General features: G+C 65.3%; 19 protein-coding genes and 1 tRNA gene. 6 read left to right on the top strand and 14 right to left on the bottom strand.

Annotated elements, in window-relative coordinates; translation table 11 throughout:
* Positions 1-26: 26 nt before the first annotated feature.
* Positions 27-2,807 (bottom strand): DUF3857 domain-containing protein, encoded by a 2,781-nt coding sequence (locus IAG41_RS21240; RefSeq protein ID WP_262408809.1) that lies wholly within the window; start codon positions 2,805-2,807, stop codon positions 27-29.
* Between the two features lie 128 nt (positions 2,808-2,935).
* Complete coding sequence (gene uvrC / locus IAG41_RS21235) at positions 2,936-4,858, bottom strand: excinuclease ABC subunit UvrC (RefSeq protein WP_187730689.1); 1,923 nt, start codon at positions 4,856-4,858, stop codon at positions 2,936-2,938.
* A 95-nt stretch (positions 4,859-4,953) separates the two neighbouring features.
* Between uvrC and IAG41_RS21230 the strand changes: the two genes are divergently transcribed.
* Positions 4,954-5,700: a class I SAM-dependent methyltransferase gene (locus IAG41_RS21230; protein WP_187730688.1), complete on the top strand. Its 747-nt coding sequence runs from the start codon at positions 4,954-4,956 to the stop codon at positions 5,698-5,700.
* Positions 5,701-5,706: 6 nt separating this feature from the next.
* On the opposite strand, the gene IAG41_RS21225 is transcribed toward IAG41_RS21230, so the two are convergent.
* The 7 genes from IAG41_RS21225 to IAG41_RS21195 form a co-directional block, all read right to left on the bottom strand.
* Positions 5,707-5,889, bottom strand: coding sequence for a hypothetical protein (locus tag IAG41_RS21225; protein WP_187730687.1), 183 nt, complete (start codon positions 5,887-5,889; stop codon positions 5,707-5,709).
* Between the two features lie 2 nt (positions 5,890-5,891).
* On the bottom strand, positions 5,892-7,745 hold the full coding sequence (locus tag IAG41_RS21220; protein ID WP_187730686.1) for a CHASE3 domain-containing protein: 1,854 nt from the start codon (positions 7,743-7,745) through the stop codon (positions 5,892-5,894).
* Between the two features lie 65 nt (positions 7,746-7,810).
* Positions 7,811-8,389 (bottom strand): hypothetical protein, encoded by a 579-nt coding sequence (locus tag IAG41_RS21215; RefSeq protein WP_187730685.1) that lies wholly within the window; start codon positions 8,387-8,389, stop codon positions 7,811-7,813.
* Positions 8,382-8,873, bottom strand: a complete 492-nt coding sequence (locus IAG41_RS21210) for an ATPase (RefSeq protein ID WP_187730684.1) — start codon at positions 8,871-8,873, stop codon at positions 8,382-8,384. Before IAG41_RS21210 ends, IAG41_RS21215 begins: the two co-directional genes overlap by 8 nt.
* A gap of 52 nt (positions 8,874-8,925) precedes the next feature.
* Positions 8,926-9,153 carry a F0F1 ATP synthase subunit C gene (locus tag IAG41_RS21205; protein WP_029936520.1) on the bottom strand — a complete coding sequence of 76 codons (228 nt, stop codon included), beginning with the start codon at positions 9,151-9,153 and terminating at the stop codon, positions 8,926-8,928.
* Positions 9,154-9,197: 44 nt separating this feature from the next.
* Entirely contained in the window at positions 9,198-9,983 is a 786-nt protein-coding gene (locus tag IAG41_RS21200; protein WP_187730683.1) for a F0F1 ATP synthase subunit A, read from the bottom strand.
* Between the two features lie 39 nt (positions 9,984-10,022).
* On the bottom strand, positions 10,023-10,340 hold the full coding sequence (locus IAG41_RS21195) for an AtpZ/AtpI family protein (RefSeq protein WP_187730682.1): 318 nt from the start codon (positions 10,338-10,340) through the stop codon (positions 10,023-10,025).
* A gap of 668 nt (positions 10,341-11,008) precedes the next feature.
* On the opposite strand from IAG41_RS21195, the gene IAG41_RS21190 reads away from it, so the two are divergent.
* Positions 11,009-11,701, top strand: coding sequence for a VOC family protein (locus IAG41_RS21190; protein WP_187730681.1), 693 nt, complete (start codon positions 11,009-11,011; stop codon positions 11,699-11,701).
* 383 nt (positions 11,702-12,084) lie between these two features.
* Positions 12,085-13,197, top strand: coding sequence for a protein-glutamine glutaminase family protein (locus tag IAG41_RS21185; protein WP_187730680.1), 1,113 nt, complete (start codon positions 12,085-12,087; stop codon positions 13,195-13,197).
* Positions 13,198-13,257: 60 nt separating this feature from the next.
* On the opposite strand, the gene IAG41_RS21180 is transcribed toward IAG41_RS21185, so the two are convergent.
* Positions 13,258-13,332, bottom strand: a tRNA-Val gene (locus IAG41_RS21180).
* A 78-nt stretch (positions 13,333-13,410) separates the two neighbouring features.
* Positions 13,411-13,788 (bottom strand): cell cycle two-component system response regulator CpdR, encoded by a 378-nt coding sequence (cpdR, locus tag IAG41_RS21175; protein ID WP_187730679.1) that lies wholly within the window; start codon positions 13,786-13,788, stop codon positions 13,411-13,413.
* Between the two features lie 109 nt (positions 13,789-13,897).
* Between cpdR and IAG41_RS21170 the strand changes: the two genes are divergently transcribed.
* Entirely contained in the window at positions 13,898-14,743 is an 846-nt protein-coding gene (locus tag IAG41_RS21170; RefSeq protein ID WP_316251199.1) for an N-formylglutamate amidohydrolase, read from the top strand.
* 196 nt (positions 14,744-14,939) lie between these two features.
* Here IAG41_RS21170 and IAG41_RS21165 read toward each other — a convergent pair whose 3' ends face one another.
* The 3 genes from IAG41_RS21165 to IAG41_RS21155 are packed head-to-tail and all read right to left on the bottom strand — an operon-like array spanning position 14,940 to position 17,761.
* Positions 14,940-15,494, bottom strand: coding sequence for a cytochrome b (locus IAG41_RS21165; RefSeq protein ID WP_187730678.1), 555 nt, complete (start codon positions 15,492-15,494; stop codon positions 14,940-14,942).
* Positions 15,491-16,264: a SapC family protein gene (locus IAG41_RS21160; protein WP_187730677.1), complete on the bottom strand. Its 774-nt coding sequence runs from the start codon at positions 16,262-16,264 to the stop codon at positions 15,491-15,493. Before IAG41_RS21160 ends, IAG41_RS21165 begins: the two co-directional genes overlap by 4 nt.
* A gap of 48 nt (positions 16,265-16,312) precedes the next feature.
* Positions 16,313-17,761, bottom strand: a complete 1,449-nt coding sequence (locus IAG41_RS21155; protein ID WP_187730676.1) for an FAD-binding oxidoreductase — start codon at positions 17,759-17,761, stop codon at positions 16,313-16,315.
* Between the two features lie 75 nt (positions 17,762-17,836).
* Between IAG41_RS21155 and IAG41_RS21150 the strand changes: the two genes are divergently transcribed.
* Positions 17,837-18,295, top strand: coding sequence for a hypothetical protein (locus IAG41_RS21150; protein ID WP_187730675.1), 459 nt, complete (start codon positions 17,837-17,839; stop codon positions 18,293-18,295).
* 86 nt (positions 18,296-18,381) lie between these two features.
* A complete protein-coding gene (locus IAG41_RS21145; RefSeq protein WP_187730674.1) occupies positions 18,382-19,857 on the top strand; it encodes a DEAD/DEAH box helicase in 1,476 nt (491 codons plus the stop codon).
* The last annotated feature ends 1 nt before the right edge of the window (position 19,858 follow it).

Here is a 19,858-nt window from a genome sequence, read left to right as displayed (position 1 = left end):
GAAGAAACTCCAAATCCTGCAGCGGTTCAGGGCTTGATGCCGTAGCGCCCGAAACTTTCGTCGATCCGCGGCGCGATCATCCTGGCGGCGGCTATGTCCGCATCGGCTCCCACCGCATTCGTCCGCTTGCGGATCACGCCGCGCATATAGAGGCTTGCCGCTTGTTCAGGGCTATAATCCAACGCCGCATCGAGATCGGCGAGCGCGTCGTCGAGCCGGTTCATCCGGAAATAGACCATCGCCCGGCTGTCGAGCGCCGCGGCGGGTGACTCGCTCAGCTCGATCGCCTTGGAGCAATCCTTGAGCGCTGTATCCAGCGCGACGTTGCGCGTGCCCTTCATCCAGCAGCGCGAATTCATCAGACCGGCATTGCCAGGCGATTTCGCGATGAGTCCGTCGAGCAACGCCAGCGCCTCGTCGGTCCGGCCGCCGTCCGCGAGCAGGTCGGCCTGGCCGGAAACGAAGGTGTTGCGCTCGTCGCCGCCCTGCGCCGCATGTTCGGCCAGGGCATCGATCGCCGCATCACGCTTGCCATGATCCGCCTCCAGCGATGCGACCATGCCGATCGCTGCGCTCGAGCTCGGATCGAGCGCCACGGCTGCCTGCGCATCGGCGAGCGCCCGTACATCGTCATTGATCGCGGTATAGAGCCGGGCGCGGCGCAAATAGGTGCCGACGTCGGGCTCCAGCTCGATCGCCTTGGTCAGATCCTTGATTGCCCCGGCGCGATCATAGATCCGCTCGAAGAACCAGGCCCGATCCGTATAGCTGCCGACTTCATCGGGCTCCTCGGCGATCTGCTTGTCATAGACGGCCAGGATCGGCGCCAGCGCCTTGGTCCGCTTGGCCGCATCGAGCTGGGCAAGAAATGTCGGATAGTCCGCCGGAGCGATCGCCTTGAGCAAATGTGCCTTGGCCTGGGTCACTTTTGCGCGTGCCGCGGGAATGTCGGCGGGGGCGATCTCGACGATTCCATCGACGATCCGGTCGTCGACGGTGACGACGCCGTGGGGATCCAGCGCGGCGGTGCGCGTCAGCATCTTCCCGCCCAGGCTCGCGGGTAGCGTGGTGGCACCTTCCAACCCGAATCCCTTGCCGCCATTGGGCAGACGGATGCGGGTGCGGACGCGCGTATCGTCATAGTCTCCGCTCGCGACCGGAATAGTGCGCCATGCGGAGCGCGCGCGGTCCGGCGAAAACTCGATACCGTTCACCGTCGAATCCAGCGTCGTCTCGAAACGGCCGTCTGCCTTGCTCCAGTCGGGATAGGTCACCCCGTGCGCGGTGATGGTGGCACTCGCAGTCGCATCGTCATATTTGATCGCGCGATCGACTGCCTCATTGGCACCGAGCAGGCTGGACAAGAGCCGATCGACGGTCTTGTTGGCTTCTTCCTTGCCGCTTTGCACCGCAACGACACGCAGCGTCTCGGCGGTGGCGCCGCGCACGACGATGCGCGCGGTGTACGGCATCGGCAACGAGACTCCCGCCGTCGCGTCGATATCGATCTCGGCATCGTTCATCGACCGCGCATTGGGACGCATCGGCATGTCGATCAGCCCCGCGCCTGCCACGCGCAGCGGCAACGCGTGGCGAAACGGCGGCACATCGCCAATATCGGAGAGGCGCGCGCCCAGCCCGGTGCCATCCAGCCACAGGCTCTCGCCGCCCACGGTCGCGTGCACGATCACATGGTTGAACGCGCCCGGCATCGGCAACCGGACGGAGACGAGATCGCTGAGCTCCGTGTTGACGACCACCGGCTCCGCTTCGATCCCGAGGGCGCGCAGGATTGAGAGCAGCAGCAGCGATTTCGCCTTGCAGTCGCCGTAGCGCACCGACCAGGTCAGCGCGGGCGCCTGGGGAACATAGTCGCCATTGTCCATGCCCCTGAAGAGATAGCGGACCTTGTCCTGCACCAGTTGCAAGGCCATGGCCGCGCGCGTCCGCGGGTCCTGGCTCGCCGCGGCGATCTTGGCCACTTCGGCCGCTAGCGGGCTCCCCGGCGCGATCGCACCCTCCGTAGCGTATAGGGGCGCCATATCCTTCGATACTTCCGACCAATCGGCATAATTGGTCGCATCGAAGATCGGCAGCATCTTGAAGCGTCCGGGCGCATCGGTCGGCATCTCGGCCGGCTTGGCGATGGGCAGCGTCAACGACATTTCGCGAAGGCCATCGGCGCGATCGCTGGGCTTGAGTTCGACACCCTTCACATAGGCCCGCATCTTCAAGTCGACAGACTTGGGCCACAGCAGCCGCGACCGGCCGAACTGCAGGCGCAACGGCTCGGGAAGGAGCACCGCGACCGTCTGCATATGCCCGTGCAGTGCGGGATCCTTGCGCGTGATCGAAAAGCTCACGCGCAATACGTCGCCGACGCGGAGGCCCTCAACCGCAAGTGTCGCCGTTAGCGTGCCGTTGAACGCAGCCCGTTCGAGCTGCTGCTCGCGCTGGATCACGTTGAAGCGCGCGCCCGCCGCCAGCGCATCGATATGTTCGGCGCCGCGGATGATCTCGACGCGGTGAATGATAATGTCGCCCTTCGCCGGATCCCAGGGCAGCGGCAGCGTTCCTGCCTGTGTGAGGACCGCCGGCGACGCGATCCGCATCGCCATGTCCGAATAGGCCCAGACCTGGCCGTCCTGGAGTCTTTGCTGCTGATCCATCACCAGCAGCACCGGATCCGCGTCAGTCAGGTGCGTCGCATCGATCGGCGGCGCGGGCTGGACCCAATCGGGCGCCGCCGCATAGATCGGCTTGTCGCCGGCATGCGCGACACCCCCGACGCACAGCAACGCCGTCATCAAAGTCACTCGCCCGAACATTGAAACCCCCCGTGCAATCGCCCTGAATCTAACGCTTTCCTGAAGCCACTCAATAGCCGATTCGGAGCATTTCCGGTGCAGGTGAGATGCAGTCGCGCGGGCGCCTTTCAGCGCGAATGGAAGTAGTCGTAGAGCTGCTGCGCTACCGTCGCCGATACGCCTGGCGCCTTTTGCAGATCCTCCAGGCTGGCGCCGCGCACGGCACGCGCCGTGCCGAAATGCATGAGCAGCGCCTTCTTGCGCGCGGGGCCGATGCCGGGAACCTCGTCGAGCGGGCTCGCGCCGATCGCCTTGGCGCGCTTCGCCCGGTGCGCGCCGATCGCGAAGCGGTGCGCCTCGTCGCGCAGGCGCTGGAGATAGAAGAGTACCGGCGAATTGACCGGCAGGGTCAGCTCGCGACCGTCCATCAAATGGAACACCTCCCGCCCCTCGCGGCCATGGTCCGGCCCCTTGGCGACACCGACCAGGCAGACATCCTCGATGCCGAGATTCTCAAGCACGCCTTTCACCGCATTCAGCTGCCCGCGCCCGCCATCGACCAGCACCAGATCGGGCCAGGTGTCGCCCTGACGATCGGGATCCTCCTCCTGCGCGCGGGCGAAGCGGCGGCCGAACACTTCGCGCATCATCCCGTAATCGTCGCCTGCGATCGTCTCGGCACGCTTGATGTTGAACTTGCGATACTGGTTCTTGCGGAAGCCCTCCGGCCCCGCGACGACCATCGCGCCCAGCGCATTGGTGCCCTGGATATGGCTGTTGTCGTAGATCTCGATGCGATCGGGCGGCTCGGGCAGCTCGAAGATGTCGGCGATCTCGGCGAGCAGCCTGGCCTGGGTGGTACTCTCCGCCAGGCGGCGGTCGAGCGCCTCCACGGCGTTGCGCTGCGCCTGTTCCATCAGCCGGCGGCGGGCGCCGCGCTGGGGCACCGACAGCACGACCTTGAAGCCCGCGCGCTCGGCCATCGCTTCGGCGAGCAGCCCCGCTTCTTCGAGCTCGCGGTCGACGAAGACGTTCCGGGGCGGCGGCACTTCCTCGTAGAATTGCATCAGGAAGGCGCTGAGCACTTCGTCCTCGGGCACATCATTGGTGTGCGCGGGAAAGAAGCTGCGATGACCCCAATTCTGACCGCCGCGGATGAAGAAGGCCTGGATGCCCATCACGCCGTTCTTGTGCGCCATCGCGAAGATATCGGCGTCGCCGACGCCCTCGGCATTGATCGCCTGGCTGCCCTGGATGAAGGTGAGCGCCTTCAGCCGGTCGCGCAGCACCGCGGCCAGCTCGAAATCGAGATTCTCCGCCGCGGCCTGCATCTGCTCGCCGAGCTTGGCCTGGACCTTGGTCGACTTGCCCTGGAGGAAATCGCGTGCGTCATGCATCAGCTCGGCATAGCCGGCCTCGTCGATGCGCCCGACGCACGGTGCCGAGCAGCGGCGGATCTGGTAGAGCAGGCACGGCCGGTCGCGCGTGGCGAAGAAGCCGTCGGTGCAACTCCTGAGCAGAAACAGCTTCTGGAGGGCGTTGAGCGTCTTGCGCACCTGCCCTGCCCCGGCGAACGGCCCGAAATAATCGCCCTTGTAGCGCCGCGCGCCGCGATGGAGCTGGACGCGGCCGAACGCATGATCCTGCCGCAACAGGATGAACGGGAAGGACTTATCGTCGCGCAGCAGCACATTGTAGGGCGGGCGGAAGCGCTTGATCAGCTGCGCCTCGAGCAGCAGTGCCTCGGCCTCGTTGTTGGTCGTGACGATCGTCATCGACCGGGTCTGCGCGACCATCCGCTGGAGCCGCTTCGAGAGTCGCTGGACCTGGGTATAGTTGGTCACCCGGTTCTTGAGCGCCCGCGCCTTGCCGACATAGAGCACGTCGCCGCGCGCATCCTGCATGCGATAGACGCCGGGCCGCGCGGGCAGGGTCTTGAGCACGTTGCGGATCGCGGCGACGCCCGCATCTAGATCGGGCGCGCCTTCGCCACGCACGGCGTAGGTGGCCTTTTCCTCGTTGAAGCGATTGGGGGAATTGGGATCGGACATGTTCGGAGGGGATTTAGGCGCGCTGCCGAGTCCCGGCAACTTGAACGACCCGGTCATTGTGACATAGTCAGATGAAACACTATGGGAGAGTCGTCATGAAGTTGGCCTTGTTCTCTGCCGTCGCGCTCATCGCGCTGTCCGTCCCCGCTACCGCCCAGACCGTTTCCGCGCCGATCAAGGCGGCGCTTGCCGATGCCGGGCGCCCTGCGACCGATACCGAGCGCGACGCCGCGCGGCATCCGGGCGAGATCCTCGCCTTTGTCGGCGTGAAACCCGGCGACAAGGTCGCGGACTTCATCATGGGCGGCGGATATTGGTCGCGGATCCTGTCGAAGACCGTCGGCCCCAAGGGCAAGGTCTATGCCTATCAGCCCGAGGAGTTCATCAAGTTCAGCGCGGATTATGGCGTGCAGCTGAAGGCGGTTACCGACGCTTATCCGAACGTGGCCGGATCGAGCGCCTCGCTGGCCAGTTTTTCGTTTCCGGAGCCGCTGGATGCGATCGTGACGGTGCAGAACTGGCATGACCTGCACCTGAAGATGTCCCCGCCGGGCTTCGCCGGTGTGGTCGCGAAGAAGCTCTACGATTCGCTGAAGCCCGGCGGCGTGCTGCTCGTCGTCGATCATGTCGCCAATGCCGATCCCGAATTCGCCGTGCCCGAGGCGCTGCACCGCATCGACCCGGCCGCCGCGCGTGCCGAGATCGAAAAGGCCGGGTTCAAGTTCGAAGGCTCGCTGCCGCTGCTCGCCAATTCGGCGGACCCGCACACGGCAAGCGTGTTCGACCCGTCGATCAAGGGCAAGACCGACCAGTTCGTCTTCAAGTTCCGCAAGCCTAAATAAGCCGGTTCAGGGCGCGGCGGCCTGGTTCTCCAGCCGCTGCGCCTCGGCCTCGATGCGTTGCATCTGCGCCTCGGCGCGCGCCTTGATTGCGTCGGCGCTATTTTCTCGTGTTGTCGAGCGCCAGGCGACAGCGAGCATCGCCACGATCAGCACGATCACCAGCACCGTGCCGATCCGCAGCCAGCGCATCCTCAGGCGTCCAGCACCTGGCGCACCTTGGCGGCGAGCTGCGCGATGGTGAAGGGTTTGGGCAGGAATGCCACGTCGTGATCGAGCATGCCGTTATGGACGATCGCGTTCTTGGTGTAGCCGGTGGTGTAGAGCACCTTGAGATCGGGACGCTCCAGCCGCGCTGCCTCAGCGAGCTTGCGGCCGTTCATGTCGGGCATGATGACATCGGTGAAGAGCAAATCGACGCGCGGCAGCTCGGCGATCATCATCAGTGCCCGCCGGGGGCCGTCGGCGTGGAATACGGTGTAGCCGAGCTCGCGCAGCGAATCGACCGAGAGCAGCCGCACGCGCTCATCGTCCTCCACCACCAGCACGGTTTCATAGCCGTTGGCGCGCGGCAGCTCCGCATTGTCAGCGGCGGCGCTCGGTACCTCGGCGACGCCGAAGTGGCGCGGCACGTAGAGCTTGACCGTGGTGCCCACGCCGGGCTCCGAATAGATCTTCACATGGCCGCCCGACTGCTTGACGAAGCCATAGACCTGGCTGAGCCCGAGCCCGGTGCCGCTGCCCACTTCCTTGGTGGTGTAGAAAGGATCGAAAGCGCGCTCGATCACCTCGGCGGGCATGCCGAAGCCGGTATCGGTGACCGAGACCATCACATATTGGCCTGCGCTCACCTCGTTGTGTTCGGCGGCATAGGCTTCGTCGAGATGGGTGTTGCTGGTCTCGATGGTCAGCCGCCCCCCCTCGGGCATCGCATCGCGGGCGTTGACGCAGAGATTGACCAGCGCGTTCTCGAGCTGGCCGGCGTCGATGAACGCCGGCCATAAACCACCCGCGAGCACGGTCTCGAAGCGCACCGTCTCGCCGATCGTGCGGCGGAGCAGCTCGGACATACCGCCGACCAGACGATTGGCGTCGATCGCGACCGGTGCGAGCGGCTGCTGGCGCGAAAAGGCGAGCAGGCGCGAGGTGAGCTGGGCGGCGCGCTCGGCGCCTTGCATCGCATTGTCGATGCATGCTTCTGCCCGCGCGCGATCCTTGGACAGGCGCCTTTTGGCGAGATCGAGCGATCCGATCACGATCGCGAGCATGTTGTTGAAGTCATGCGCGATGCCGCCGGTGAGCTGGCCGATCGACTCCATCTTGTGCATCTGACGGACCTGCGCCTCTGCGGCCTCGCGGCTCGTCGCTTCCTCGATCAGGCGGGCATTGACCAGCACGAGCTGATCGCGCGCTTCCGCCGCAGCCCGCGCCCGGCGCCGGGCGTCGCGCGTGACGAACAGCGCGAGCAGGGCGACCGCCGCCGCGCTCAGCAGCAGCCATCCGGTCAACAGCATCGATTGCCGCTGCGCAGCCCGAGCGCGGGCATCGAACAGGCGCTGTTCCTCGGCCTTCATGGCGGCGATGATCTCGCGAGCCCGATCCATGAGGCCCTTGCCGACCCCGGCCCGGATCGCTTCGGAAGCACCGATATATTCGCCCTTGCGGACGAGCTCGATGCCTACCGAGAGGCGCTTGACGCGCGCTTCGGCGAACTCCTTCAGCTCCTGGGCGCGTGCCAGCTGAGCGGGATTGTCGGCCGTCGCGGCGCGAAGACCCTCGATATCGCCGGCCAGCAGGCGGGTACCCTCGAGATAGGGCGTCAGATACTGCACGTCACGGGTGATGATATAGCCGCGCTGGCCGGTCTCGGCGTCCTGCAGGCGGGAGAGCACGGTATTGAGCCGGCCCTGCACCGTCAGCGTGTGGATGACCCAGGCCTGGGCGCGCTGCTGGCTCTGGAACAGCAGCAAGGTGCCCAGCACCGCCGCGGCGAGGATGCCGAACGCGACGACGAGAGCGATGATTCCGAAGTCGCGGCGGGATTGCATCGCGCTGTATTACGGGATTTTTCCGGCCCGGCAACGGGGCTTGGCGGCCCCTGTTCCGAAACGGTTCAGTTGAGCCGGCCGAGCCCCGAAATCGTCTTGTCGACCAGCGCCTTGTCGGCATCGGCGCCGTGCTTCTCGGCGATGATCGCCGCAGCCGCCTTGGCCGCCGCATCGGCGGCCTTGGCGCGAATCGCCTGGAGCGCGGCACGCTCGGCGGCGCCGATCTTGTCCTCGGCCATCTTGGCGCGGCGCACGGTCAGTTCCTTGGCGTCGGCTTGGGCCTTGGCGAGCACGCCCTTGGCCTCTTCGTCGGCATGCGCGAGCAGCGCCGCGGCCTCGGCTTCGGCGCCGGCGATCTTGCGCGCATATTCGTCGCGCAGCGCCTCGGCCTCGGCCCGGAGCTGCTTGGCATCCTCCAGCCGCGTGCGGATCGCCGCGATCTGGTTGTCGAGGCCGCGGGTGACCAGGCCGGGAACCTTCTTCCACAGCAGGATCAGGATGAACGCGGTCATCGCGATCGAGACCCAGACGGTGGCGTCGAGGCCGAATACCGACGGATCGGCGTGATGGCCCTCGGCGGGCGCCTGATGCTCGACCGTCGCGGTGGTGGTGGCCGTGTCGGCCGCCGGGTGCGGATTAGCCATTGAGCGCCGCCTTCACTGCCTTCTTGGCCTCGTCGGCCGTCACCTTCGCGCCCGACAGGCGGGCGACGATATCCTTTGCCGCGTCGGCCGCGACCGCTTCGATCTCGGCCATCGCCGCGAGGCTCGCATCGGCAATGCGGGTCTCGGCCGCGGTCATCCGCGCCTCGTTCTCCGCATTCCCCTTGGCAAGAGTCTTCTCGGACGCTGCCGCACCCTTGGCACGCGCTTCGGCGACGCGCTTCTGCGCTGCCTCGCGCGCGGCATTTTCCTCGGTCCGCCAGTTCTCCTCGGCCTGATCGGCCGCCGCGCGGGCCGCCTCGGCCGCCGCGAGATCGCCGGCGACCGACTGGTCGCGCTGGTCGATCGTCGACAGCACCTTGGGCACCATGCCCTTGCCGATGGCGAAGAAGACAAAGCCGAAGGTCACGAGCAGCCAGAAGATCTGCGACGCGAAGGTTTCGGCGAGCTGGGAAATCTGAGGCATTGCTATCCCATCCAGATGCGGGCCGGCGCGGGGCCGGCCCGAACCGGAAAAATCAGGCGACGAAGATCAGGATCATCGCCACGACGAACGCGAGCAGACCGAGAAGCTCGGCGGCCGCGAAGCCGATGAACAGGCGACCCTGCTGACCGTCAGCCGCGCCCGGATTGCGCAGCGCGCCCTCGAGGAAGCTGCCGAACACGTTGCCCACACCGATGGCGGCCATGCCGGCGCCGATCGCCGCGAGACCTGCACCGATGAGCTTTGCTGCTGCTGGATCCATTTCAAAAACTCCTGCTTCTAATTTCTTGGTTGGTACGAAAAAACTCAGTGCAGATGCTCGGCGTCGTTGATGTACAGCGACGTGAGCAGCGCGAAAACATAAGCCTGGATGCCGGCGACCAGGATCTCGAGCGCCGAGATGCCGATCATCAGCGCGAAGCTGGGGATGCCGACGCCAAGGCCCGGGATGATCCCCGCATTGCTGGCGTTGATCACGAAGCCGGCCAGCACCTTCAGGAGGATGTGCCCGGCGATCATCGCGACGAACAGTCGCAGGCCCAGCGAGAAGGGGCGCACCAGGAACGAGACGAGCTCGATCACCGGGATCAGCCAGATCAGCCACAGCGGGGTGCCGTGCGGCACGAACAGCGAGAAGAAGTGCAGCCCGTGCTTCCAGAAGCCGACGATCAGCACGATCGAGAAGCTCATGATCGCCAGCACGCCGGTGACGGTGAAATGGCTGGTGAAGGTGAAGGGATGCACGCCGACCAGGCCGAAGGGCAGCAGGCCGATCACGTTGCCGAACAGGATGAACATGAACAGCGAGAAGATATAGGGAAGGTACTTCCGCCCTTCCTTGCCGATGTTCTGCGCGAGCAGCGAATCGATGAAGCCGACGAAATTCTCGACCAGCATCTGGCCGCGAGTCGGGATCACCTGGCGCTTCATGCCCATGAGCATGAATGCCCAGAGCGCGAGGGCAGCCACGCACATCCACAATGCCGAGTTCGTGAAGGCGATATGGTGCCCGGCAATGGAGAAGCCGGGATCCCAGATCGTCTGCACCTCGAACTGGTGCATCGGGTCGATCTTGCCTGATTCAGCCGCCACGCTTGTTCGTCCGCCTTATTAGCCAAAGCGCCCGAAGAGTCACTTCGAGCGCTTATTCGAAATCCGAATGATGTTCCTGAACGCCGCTATGATGCCCAAGAAGAGCAAAGCGAGCAGGAGCCATGGGGAGGTTCCCAGGAACCGATCGAGTACCCACCCGATCAGCGCACCTCCGGCCATTCCGCCGATCAGTTCGGCCAGCACGCGATTGCCCAGGTTGTAATCCGCCTGGCCTTTATCGGTGCCCCCGCCGTTCCTGACCGCCTCGTCCGATTTTGCTTGCCGCAATCGCTCGTCGAGCGAGTTGAGGCGGGCATCCTCTTGGAGGGGTTCCAGTCCGGGCTCGTTTTCGGCCATTTCGCCTCTCCTTAGCGCCGTTTCCGGCAGGGTTAGCGCATGTACCAAGGGCGAGCCCGCCAAGGCAGGGGCCGTTTAGGAAGGGGGGACCGGTAAGTCAACACTGGGGATAGACCGGGCATTTCGGACGCCGGGGCGACACGGGAAAGATGTTTCATCGCCCGTAAAGCCGCCTCGTGGCGAGGACGCAATCGTCGGGCCGAAGTTGACACGGTTGACACCTGCTATGTCGAAAAACCTTCCTTCCTGAAAAATGGGACTTTCCGGACCTCGACGATGCGAAGCGCCGGTTCCTCGATCGCCTTTGAAACCGTCGTTCGCACCCCGGCGAGCGGTATCGGGATACCCTAAAGTCGCAAAGGTCACAGGGGCATCGCGCACCCGCGCGAGGCTTCGGATCATATTCGCGATGAGAAAGAGCCTGGGCGGGATTGCAGGCGAAATCCTACATTGCAACGATGGCGCTGGATCCGGAGCACGGCTTCCCGATCAAAAGCACGCTGAGCGCGCGGCCGGCAGTAACCTGCGCGGACGTTATGCTGTAAAGCGGTACCACCGACAGCGGTCTCGTGAGTCGCGATCGCTGGCGAGCAATTCCGCAGCATCCGTTTTCGCGCCCCTCACTGCGTTCGGAATCGCGGCAAGTCATCCAAACCAAGGAGTTTGTTATGACCACAATTGAAGCACCCAGCGAAATGACGATCGAAACACCGAAAGCGCAATCGATCGACATGAAACTCGAGATCGTCGTCATTCCCGTTTCAGACGTCGATCGCGCCAAGCGCTTTTACGGCGACCTGGGATGGCGGCTCGATGCCGACTTCGCCCAGGGCGACGATTTTCGGGTGCTTCAGTTCACGCCCCCCGGCTCCTCGACCTCGGTCATCTTCGGCACGAACGTGACCGCCGCGGCTCCCGGCTCCGCCCAAGGACTCTATCTTATCGTCTCCGACATCGAGGCCGCACGGGACGATCTGCTCCGCCGCGGGGTCGCGGTCAGCGAAGCCTTTCACGGCGGCGACAGCGTCTATTCCGGCACCGACGAGCCCTATCTGTTCGGGCGTGTACGCGTGGGCGGTCCCGATCCCGACCATGGCAGCTACCGCTCCTTCGCGTCGTTCCGCGACCCCGACGGCAACGGCTGGCTGTTGCAGGAGATCACCACGCGATTGCCGGGCCGAATCGACTCGAGCGTTACGAGCTTCGCCTCCGTAGCGGATCTGAGGAATGCGATGTGGCGCGCAGCTCTCGCGCATGGCGAGCATGAGAAACGGATGGGCGGCCAGCATGACGAGAACTGGCCCGACTGGTACGCCGCCTATATGGTGGCGGAGCAATCCGGGGCGCCACTGCCGTTGTGAGCGACGGCAGGAGGTTCTCGACGCTCGCCTGAGCGACCGTGGCCAAGATCCAAGGTCAATGGCCGGACCGCTTTCGTCTGAAATGTAAGCCTGACGTCAATAGCGGTGGTGGGGACCGGTCATCGGGCGCGCCCATGCGGAGGCATAACGAGTTCGGCAATTATAGTCGCCGGGCTTCGTGCGAAACGCCTTCCTGTTCCGAATGTTGCCGATCTGTTATTATTCTCGAGTCAGATCGTGAGTCGGGGAAGATTCACACAATCTGAAACTCGGCGTCGGTCCCAAGCAAGATAGACAGTGCCGAAAGCGCGTGCGGACCTTGACTAGAAAGCGACTGCGACCGCGCTTTTGGTGCGGGTGCAATCCAGCAGCGGAGTCAGATCATGGCAACGTCTCAGATTATCGTATCTCGCCAGGTGCGTGTCCAATTGCCGCCCGGGCAAGACTTCGCCACGGCCGGCGGCAAGGAAGATCTCGAGATCATACTCGACGAGGGCCGGCGCGTCCGCCTTCCCGCCGGGCACGAGAAGGCGGCGGCTTACGCGCAGATCCTCGCCGGTCTCGAGAAGTTGCGCCAGCCGGTCTATCTGGAGGTCGACCCCGACACCGAAGCGATAAGCCTGTTGCGTGTGCCCGATCTCGGCCGCGTACGAGAGACGCGCGAAACGCGCGAAGGAATCGAGTTCGAGATCGATTCCTCGCACGCGCGGTTCCTGCTCGGCAAAAGCCATGAGCGGTTCGGCCAGCTTTCCGAAATGCTGCGGGAAGCGGCGCGCAGCAAACAGCCTCTCATCCTGGTCACCGACGATCGCCGCGAGGTCATCGAGGCGCGTTTTTTTGAACCGGGCCCGGACGACGGGCCGCTTCTCGACTTCCCGTTCGAGCACCCGCGCCCGACGCTCGACTGGTACGGGTTCCTGCGCTGGTGGATCTGGCCGTGGAACTGGTGGTTTCGCGGCTGCATCTCGGCAGGGCACGCGCAGAACGTCTTCGATCAAATGAGCGCGACGAGTTGCGCTCCCCTGACCGTGCCGGCGCCCTGCATTCCATTCCTGTACCCGGACGACGGCTGCTGGGCGCGCGCGCATGAAATGTGCCGGCTCATGATCGCCATGGGCCTGTCCCCGCGCAAGGTCTGGATCCAGGGATCCCTGCATACGCTGACCCGCAACAATCCGGCCTGTTTCGTCAATTGGGGCTGGCATGTCGCGCCGACCTTGTGCGTCCGGCGGCGATGGTCGTGGCGGCGGCTTTGGTGCACCCAGAAAATGGTCATCGATCCGTCGCTCTTCACCACCCCGGTGTCCGTCAGCCAATGGAAGTCCGTCCAGGGCGATCCCGGCGCCACGCTGACCTATACGGACGCATCGGACTATCTGTGGGGCCAGACCGATCCCGGCTATGTGAAGACGAACGACCGCCTGGCTTATTATCGGCTCAGGCTGCAGGAGCGCGCGATCAACTCCGGTCCGCCGCCTTATGCCAACTGCCCGTGATGCAGGACACTGCAATCGAAAAAGGCCCGGAAAGCGATCAGCTTTCCGGGCCTTTTGAAATGGTGGGCGCGGCAAGGATTGAACTTGCGACCCCTGCGATGTCAACACAGTGCTCTACCACTGAGCTACGCGCCCGAATGCCTCTCGGCTAAACTCGGGAAGCGGGCCTTTAGCGAGGGAATCCCACGCTTGCAACCCGCCGATCGTCCGAAATCAATTGCGGGTGGGAATGCTCTCCGCCTCGAACAGCCGATCGACCTCCAATACCAGGTCGCGCAGGTGGAACGGCTTGGACAGCACGCGCGCCTGCGGCACCTGTTGGCCGGCGCGCAGCGTGACCGCGGCGAATCCGGTGATGAACATCACGCGCATGTCCGGCGCGATCTCGCTAGCCTTCTGCGCGAGCTCGATGCCGTCCATCTCAGGCATGACGATGTCGGTGAGCAGCAGATCGAATCGCTCGGTCTGGAGCAGCGGCATCGCCTCAGTGCCGCGATCGACCGCACTGACCGAATAGCCCGAGCGCTCCAGCGCCCGAGTGAGGTATTCCCGCATCACGCGGTCGTCCTCGGCCAGCAAAATCCGGATCATCGTTACCCCATCCCACGCAAGCGAGCATCTTATGCTGGAAGCGATTAACATTTTCCAGCTTTGAGCGCGCGCCATTGCCGAATTCTTGACGCGGCCTTAGGCAAGAAGCGTGACGGCAACGCCCTCTTTCCTGCGGCACGGGCCCCTGGAGCCGATCAGCCCGGTGGTGCTTTCGGTGCCGCATGCCGGGCGCGAATACCCCCTACCCCTGCGCGCCGCTCTGCGCGTTCCGCTGGCCGCGCTCAGGGGACTCGAGGATCGCCATGCCGATACGCTCGGCCTGCAGGCGCGGCGCGGCGAGACCCTGTTCGTCGCGGAGCGCGCCCGCGCCTGGATCGATCTCAACCGCGCCGAGCATGAGCGCGACCCGCGACTCGACGATGGCGCGAGCTCGCTCGGCCGCCCGCAATCGGCGAAGCTGCGCAGCGGGCTGGGCCTGGTACCGCGGCGCGTGGGCAATTCGGGCGACATCTGGAGCCGGCGCCTGTCGAGCGAGGAAGTCGCCGAGCGGATCCGCGCCGATTACCGGCCCTATCATGCGGCGGTGGACGCGGCGCTTGCGGCAGCGCGGGTGCGATTCGGCGTGGCGGTGTTGCTCGACATTCATTCGATGCCGCCGCTCGGCGATCCGGCGACCGCGCCGCGGCTCGTGCTGGGCGACCGATTCGGCAAATCCTCGGCCGCGCGCTTCATCGGGCGAATCGAGGGAGTCGCACGGGCGCACGGAGTCGCGATCGGCGCCAACACGCCTTATTCGGGCGGCCATATATTGGAACGCCACGGCGATCCCCGACGCGGGGTGCATGCGATCCAGCTCGAATTCGATCGCTCGCTCTATCTCGATGCGGCGCTCGACCAGCCCGGTCCAGGGCTGGCGGCCACGGTGGCGCTGCTCCGCGCGATCATCGATGCGGTCGCCGACGAGGCGCTCCCCGTGGCGATCGCCGCCGAATAATCCCATAAAAAAACCACCTCGCGGTTACCCACGAGGTGGCCAAGGTTCAGGGAGGAGACACGCCCGAAGGCGTGCCGCACGGCCCAGCGAAAGGGGGGACACCAGACCGTACAAACCAGATATAGTTGAGCGACAAAGGAGTTCAAGGCCCGATGCCGCGCCGCGACAAACTGCGACAATTCTCTCGCGATGGCGGTCAGCGGCGGCGCGAAACCCATGGCAGCATGCGGGCCAATACCTTGTCACGCAGCAGGAAATGGTGGCGCAGCGCTGCCGCGATATGGATCAGCACGAGCGCGGCCATCAGATATCCAAGCAGCTCGTGCGCCTCATGCGCGTTCCGCGCGATCACCGGAGTCGCGGGCAGCATCGGCACGTCGAACAGGAAGAACCAGCTGAACGGCCGCGGCCGCGCGGGATTCGACGAAAGCAGCCAGCCGGTGAGCGGCAGGATCAGCAGGAGCGTGTAGAGGACGAGGTGCACGCCCTTGGCGACAGCCTTTTCCCACCCGGCCATCAGGTCGGGCAGATGCGGCGGACGATGCGTCAGCCGCCAGGCGATCCGGCCGAGCGTGAGCACCAGGATGGTGATGCCAACCGACTTGTGGACCGGGATGACCTTCCACTCGCGCGGAAGCGAGTCGTGGAACAGGCCGAGCCAGAGATTGAAGAGCACGAGCGCGGCGATCACCCAGTGAAAGGCGATCGCCCCCCGGCTGTAGCGCTCGCCGCGCGCGAACCCGGTTGTCATCCGACGAGCTGGGGCTCGGGCATCTTGCCCATGCTGACCTGGCGCGAGAAGATGTCGCGCATCAGCTGCAGCGAGAAGAGATGCGCATAGATGAGCGGCAGCATGCCGTTCTGGACGATCTTGCGCAGTTGATCGCCGCGCAGCTCGTTGAGCTTGGCTTCGTCGACCATCATGAAGCCGCGATAGATGAAGGGTTGCGCCGCGCCATCGGGCTGGATGCTGACTTCGCCATCGATGAGGATGCCGAGATCCTTCAGCTCCTTCATGAACTGGGTCGTGCGGGCGCCGGCCTGCTCGAACTGCTCGTTGAACTGCAGGATGTTCTTGGTGAGCTCGCTCGGCTGGCCGTCCTCGAACAGCTTCTCGCCATCCTCGAACGCACCGACGATGCCCGAGGTCGGATCGAAGCAAAGCGACAGCTCATCGGCATCGGGGCGGAGCCGCGCCAGCAGATAGGGATAGCGGCGGACATAGGCCGGCACGTAGAAATTGGTCTCGAGCAGCTTGCCTTCATCGTCGACAAAGGTGTTGATGCCCTCGTTCAGGCCCATCAGCGCGAGCGGCACGGGGTCGTCGCCGACCGAGAAGACGATCGGCATGAAGCGCTGGACCAGCGGGAATTCCTCGACCGTGATCGGAACAGCATGCTGGTTGGCGAGGAACGGCGCCTTGTCGAGGATACGCAGGCGGAAATCGGCATGCGTCTGGCTCGAAAGCGGCTCGAGGCCATTGTAGAACAAGGGAAGTGGCTGCTGTGGCGCGCTGGCCATCATACTCTCCTGAAAATTGCTGAATGCGTGAAAAGTTCGGGCGCGGGTCTATGGCTTGCCCGGGCTCGGCGCAAGCGCCACCAGTTTGCCCGGGTTGAGAATCCCCTTCGGATCAAGCGCGCCCTTGATGGCGCGCAGCGCGGCCATTCGCGACGGCGCGCTGAGCCGGGCGAGTTCGTCGCGCTTCATCTGGCCGATGCCATGCTCGGCGGAGATCGAGCCATGGGCCGCAACAACCATGTCGTGGACGAATCGGCTGATCACGGGCCCCTCTTCTGCATACCAGCGCGCCGGATCGGAGCCCTGCGGCGCGCGGACATGGAAATGGACATTGCCGTCGCCGAGATGGCCGAAGGCGATGGCGTGCGTGCCCGTAAACCGCGCTTCGGCCGCGGCGGCACCTTCGATCATAAAGCGCGGCATATCGTCGACCGGCACCGAGATATCGTGCTGGACGGCGGGCCCCGCCGACCGCTCCGCCTCCGAGATCGCGTGACGAATCCGCCAGAACGCCTCGGCCTGCGCCTCGCTCGCGGCGATCACGGCATCCTCGACCAGGCCCGATTCGAACGCGGGCGCCAGCAGCCGCTCGACCAGCGAGGCGGGGGGCTCCGCATCCGCATCGGTCGCGACCGCCTCGATCAATACGTGCCAGCGATGCGTGCCGGGCAGCGGCTGACGCGTGCCGGGCACATGATGAAGCACGAGCTGCAACGTGTCGTCTGGGATGATCTCGAAGCTCTCGACCGCGTCGGTCCGAGCCTCGATCGCCCGGAGCAGCGCGAGGCCTCGCGCGGGACTTTCGACGCCCACCCACGCCACCGCGCGCGCGACCATCCCCGGCACGAGCCGCAGGCTGGCGGCGGTGATCACGCCCAGCGTGCCCTCGGCGCCGATCAGCAGCTGGTTGAGGTCATAGCCGCGATTGTCCTTCTTGAGCGCGGCGAGGCCGTCATGGACCGATCCGTCGGGCAGCACCGCCTCGACCCCCGCGACCAGGCTGCGCATCGTGCCGAATCGCAGCACCTGAACACCGCCGGCATTGGTGGAGACGAGCCCGCCGATCGTCGCGCTGCCGCGCGCGCCAAGATCGAGCGGGAAGCGGCGCCCGGCATTCTCAGCCGCGTCGCGCAGATCGGCGAGGATCACCCCGGCCTCGGCTACGGCGAGATTGCTCTCCGCCGAAAGCGCGCGGATGCGGCTCATGCGGCGGAGCGAGAGCAAAAGCGCCGAACCGTCCATCGGGGGCGTCGCGCCGCCGACCATGCCGGTATTGCCGCCCTGCGGCACGACCGGAACGCCCGCCTCGGCCGCGAGGCCGATGATCGCGGCGACTTCCTCGGTCGAGCCAGGCGACAGCAGCGCGGGGACCGCGCCGTGGAAGCGTCCGCGCCAATCGGTCACCCAAGGCGCGATCGCGTCAGGATCGGTGGTTACGGCCTTGAGACCGAACCGTTCCAGGACAGTCTCGACAATCTGGCGTTGCTGGGGCGTCATGACGGTTGCGCGATAGCATGCGCTGCGTCAGTTCATCCACTGTTCAAGCCTGTTTCGTAGAAGCGTGTCCCAACCATGCTGAATCCGCTGTTCGCCGCCTCCGGTCTTATGTTGCTGTTCGCGGCGCCCGCGGTCGCGCCCGAGCCGCCCGTACGGCATGGCGCGGTCGCGATGTTCCAGCAGCAACATGTCACGATCCACGTTCCCCGCATGACCGTGACCAGCACCACGATCATCCTGCGCCAGCCGCGCTTGCCACCGGTGACCGAGAAAAAGACGTCGGATTGCGTGAAGCTGGACAAGATTGCCGGCTTTACCGTCAACACCACCGACAGCGTCGATCTGGTGCTCAACGACGGATCGCTGCTGCGCGCCAAGCTGGGGTCGGAATGCCCTGCACTCGGCTTTTATTCGGGCTTCTATGTGAAGCCGACCGAAGACAAGAAACTGTGCGCAGGCCGCGATTCGCTCCGCTCGCGTTCGGGGCGCGCATGCCCGGTTCAGGCATTCCGCACGCTCGTAGTAGCGCGCTAGACCTTGACATCGGGCCGCAAATCCGCAAGCGCGTGAAGGCTTTTTCGAGGCTGCGAAGGACGCGGCCTCCTTTTCCGGACAACCGCATGAGCTTCGCCGATCTCGGCCTTTCTGACGACCTTCTGCGTGCCGTGACCGATGCCGGCTACACTGAGCCGACCCCGATCCAGCGCCAGGCGATCCCCTCTGTCCTGATGGGCAAGGACATCGTCGGAATCGCGCAAACGGGCACGGGCAAGACTGCCGCCTTCGTTCTCCCCATGATCGACATCCTCGGCGAGGGGCGCACCCGCGCGCTAATGCCGCGGTCGCTAATCCTCGAGCCCACCCGCGAGCTAGCGGCACAGGTCGCCGAAAATTTCGAGAAGTACGGCACCAACCACAAGCTCTCGATGGCGCTGCTGATCGGCGGCGTGCAGATGGGCGACCAGGTCAAGGCGCTCGAAAAGGGCGTGGACGTGCTGATCGCCACGCCGGGCCGGCTGATGGACCTGTTCGGCCGCGGCAAGATCCTGCTCACCGGCTGCAACCTGCTGGTGATCGACGAGGCCGACCGGATGCTCGACATGGGGTTCATCCCCGATATCGAGGAAATCTGCACCAAGCTGCCCAAGCAGCGCCAGACCCTGCTCTTCTCGGCGACGATGCCGCCGGTGATCAAGAAGCTGGCGGACAAGTTCCTCAACGAACCCAAGCGGATCGAGGTCGCGCGTCCAGCCTCCGCGAACATCAACATCCGCCAGTGGATCGTGCCCGTCTCCGCATCGGACAAGCGATCGGTGCTGCGCGACCTGCTGCGCGCCGACGACGTGACCAACGCGATCGTCTTCTGCAACCGCAAGACGACGGTGCGCGATCTCAACAAGAGCCTGCAGAAGTCGGGCTTCCGCTCGACCGAGATCCATGGCGACATGGAACAGTCGCAACGCATCGCCGAGCTCGAGCGGTTCAAGGCGGGCGACGTCAATATCCTGGTGGCATCCGACGTCGCGGCGCGCGGGCTCGACATCAAGGGCGTCAGCCACGTCTATAATTACGACGCGCCCTGGCATCCCGACGACTATGTCCACCGCATCGGCCGCACCGGCCGCGCGGGCGCCACCGGCATCGCCTATACGCTGGTGACGCCCGAAGACGCCGAGAATATCCAGAATATCGAGAAGCTGACCGGCCATAAGATCGAGCGCACCACGGCGCCGTCCGGCAAGGGCACCGAGGAGCGCGAGGCCGCGCCTCAGGAACGCAAGGCCGAACCGCGCAAGCGCGGTGGCGGCAGGAAGCGCGACGCCGAACGCGAGGTGCACGACGCCGAGCCCGAGGCACGCGAGGCGGAAGCTGCCCCGAAGCGCGAGGCCGAGCCTGCGCCGAAGCGCGAACGTGGCCGTCGCGACGAACGCCCCGCTGCCGAACCGCGCGGCGAGGCACGCCCCCGCCGCGACGACGCGCGCCGCAGCGAACCGCGCCGCGAGGAGCCGCGCCGTCGCCAGCCGGCCGATGACGGTCCGGACGATGGCTGGAACGGCCCCGTCCCCGACTTCCTGAAATTCACCCTCGGCAGCTGAC

The sequence above is a fragment of the Sphingomonas sp. JC676 genome, from assembly GCF_014489075.1.
Taxonomy (GTDB): Bacteria; Pseudomonadota; Alphaproteobacteria; order Sphingomonadales; family Sphingomonadaceae; genus Sphingomonas.
This window is presented reverse-complemented; position numbering and strand designations above follow the sequence as displayed.

What these genes read in the sequence shown, in the direction of transcription:
- IAG41_RS21240 (WP_262408809.1), bottom strand. Translation starts at nt 2,807, where the DNA reads ATGACGGCGTTGCTGTGCGTCGGGGGTGTCGCGCATGCCGGCGACAAG.
- uvrC (WP_187730689.1), bottom strand. Translation starts at nt 4,858, where the DNA reads ATGTCCGATCCCAATTCCCCCAATCGCTTCAACGAGGAAAAGGCCACC.
- IAG41_RS21230 (WP_187730688.1), top strand. Translation starts at nt 4,954, where the DNA reads ATGAAGTTGGCCTTGTTCTCTGCCGTCGCGCTCATCGCGCTGTCCGTC.
- IAG41_RS21225 (WP_187730687.1), bottom strand. Translation starts at nt 5,889, where the DNA reads ATGCGCTGGCTGCGGATCGGCACGGTGCTGGTGATCGTGCTGATCGTG.
- IAG41_RS21220 (WP_187730686.1), bottom strand. Translation starts at nt 7,745, where the DNA reads ATGCAATCCCGCCGCGACTTCGGAATCATCGCTCTCGTCGTCGCGTTC.
- IAG41_RS21215 (WP_187730685.1), bottom strand. Translation starts at nt 8,389, where the DNA reads ATGGCTAATCCGCACCCGGCGGCCGACACGGCCACCACCACCGCGACG.
- IAG41_RS21210 (WP_187730684.1), bottom strand. Translation starts at nt 8,873, where the DNA reads ATGCCTCAGATTTCCCAGCTCGCCGAAACCTTCGCGTCGCAGATCTTC.
- IAG41_RS21205 (WP_029936520.1), bottom strand. Translation starts at nt 9,153, where the DNA reads ATGGATCCAGCAGCAGCAAAGCTCATCGGTGCAGGTCTCGCGGCGATC.
- IAG41_RS21195 (WP_187730682.1), bottom strand. Translation starts at nt 10,340, where the DNA reads ATGGCCGAAAACGAGCCCGGACTGGAACCCCTCCAAGAGGATGCCCGC.
- IAG41_RS21190 (WP_187730681.1), top strand. Translation starts at nt 11,009, where the DNA reads ATGACCACAATTGAAGCACCCAGCGAAATGACGATCGAAACACCGAAA.
- IAG41_RS21185 (WP_187730680.1), top strand. Translation starts at nt 12,085, where the DNA reads ATGGCAACGTCTCAGATTATCGTATCTCGCCAGGTGCGTGTCCAATTG.
- cpdR (WP_187730679.1), bottom strand. Translation starts at nt 13,788, where the DNA reads ATGATCCGGATTTTGCTGGCCGAGGACGACCGCGTGATGCGGGAATAC.
- IAG41_RS21165 (WP_187730678.1), bottom strand. Translation starts at nt 15,494, where the DNA reads ATGACAACCGGGTTCGCGCGCGGCGAGCGCTACAGCCGGGGGGCGATC.
- IAG41_RS21160 (WP_187730677.1), bottom strand. Translation starts at nt 16,264, where the DNA reads ATGGCCAGCGCGCCACAGCAGCCACTTCCCTTGTTCTACAATGGCCTC.
- IAG41_RS21155 (WP_187730676.1), bottom strand. Translation starts at nt 17,761, where the DNA reads ATGACGCCCCAGCAACGCCAGATTGTCGAGACTGTCCTGGAACGGTTC.
- IAG41_RS21150 (WP_187730675.1), top strand. Translation starts at nt 17,837, where the DNA reads ATGCTGAATCCGCTGTTCGCCGCCTCCGGTCTTATGTTGCTGTTCGCG.
- IAG41_RS21145 (WP_187730674.1), top strand. Translation starts at nt 18,382, where the DNA reads ATGAGCTTCGCCGATCTCGGCCTTTCTGACGACCTTCTGCGTGCCGTG.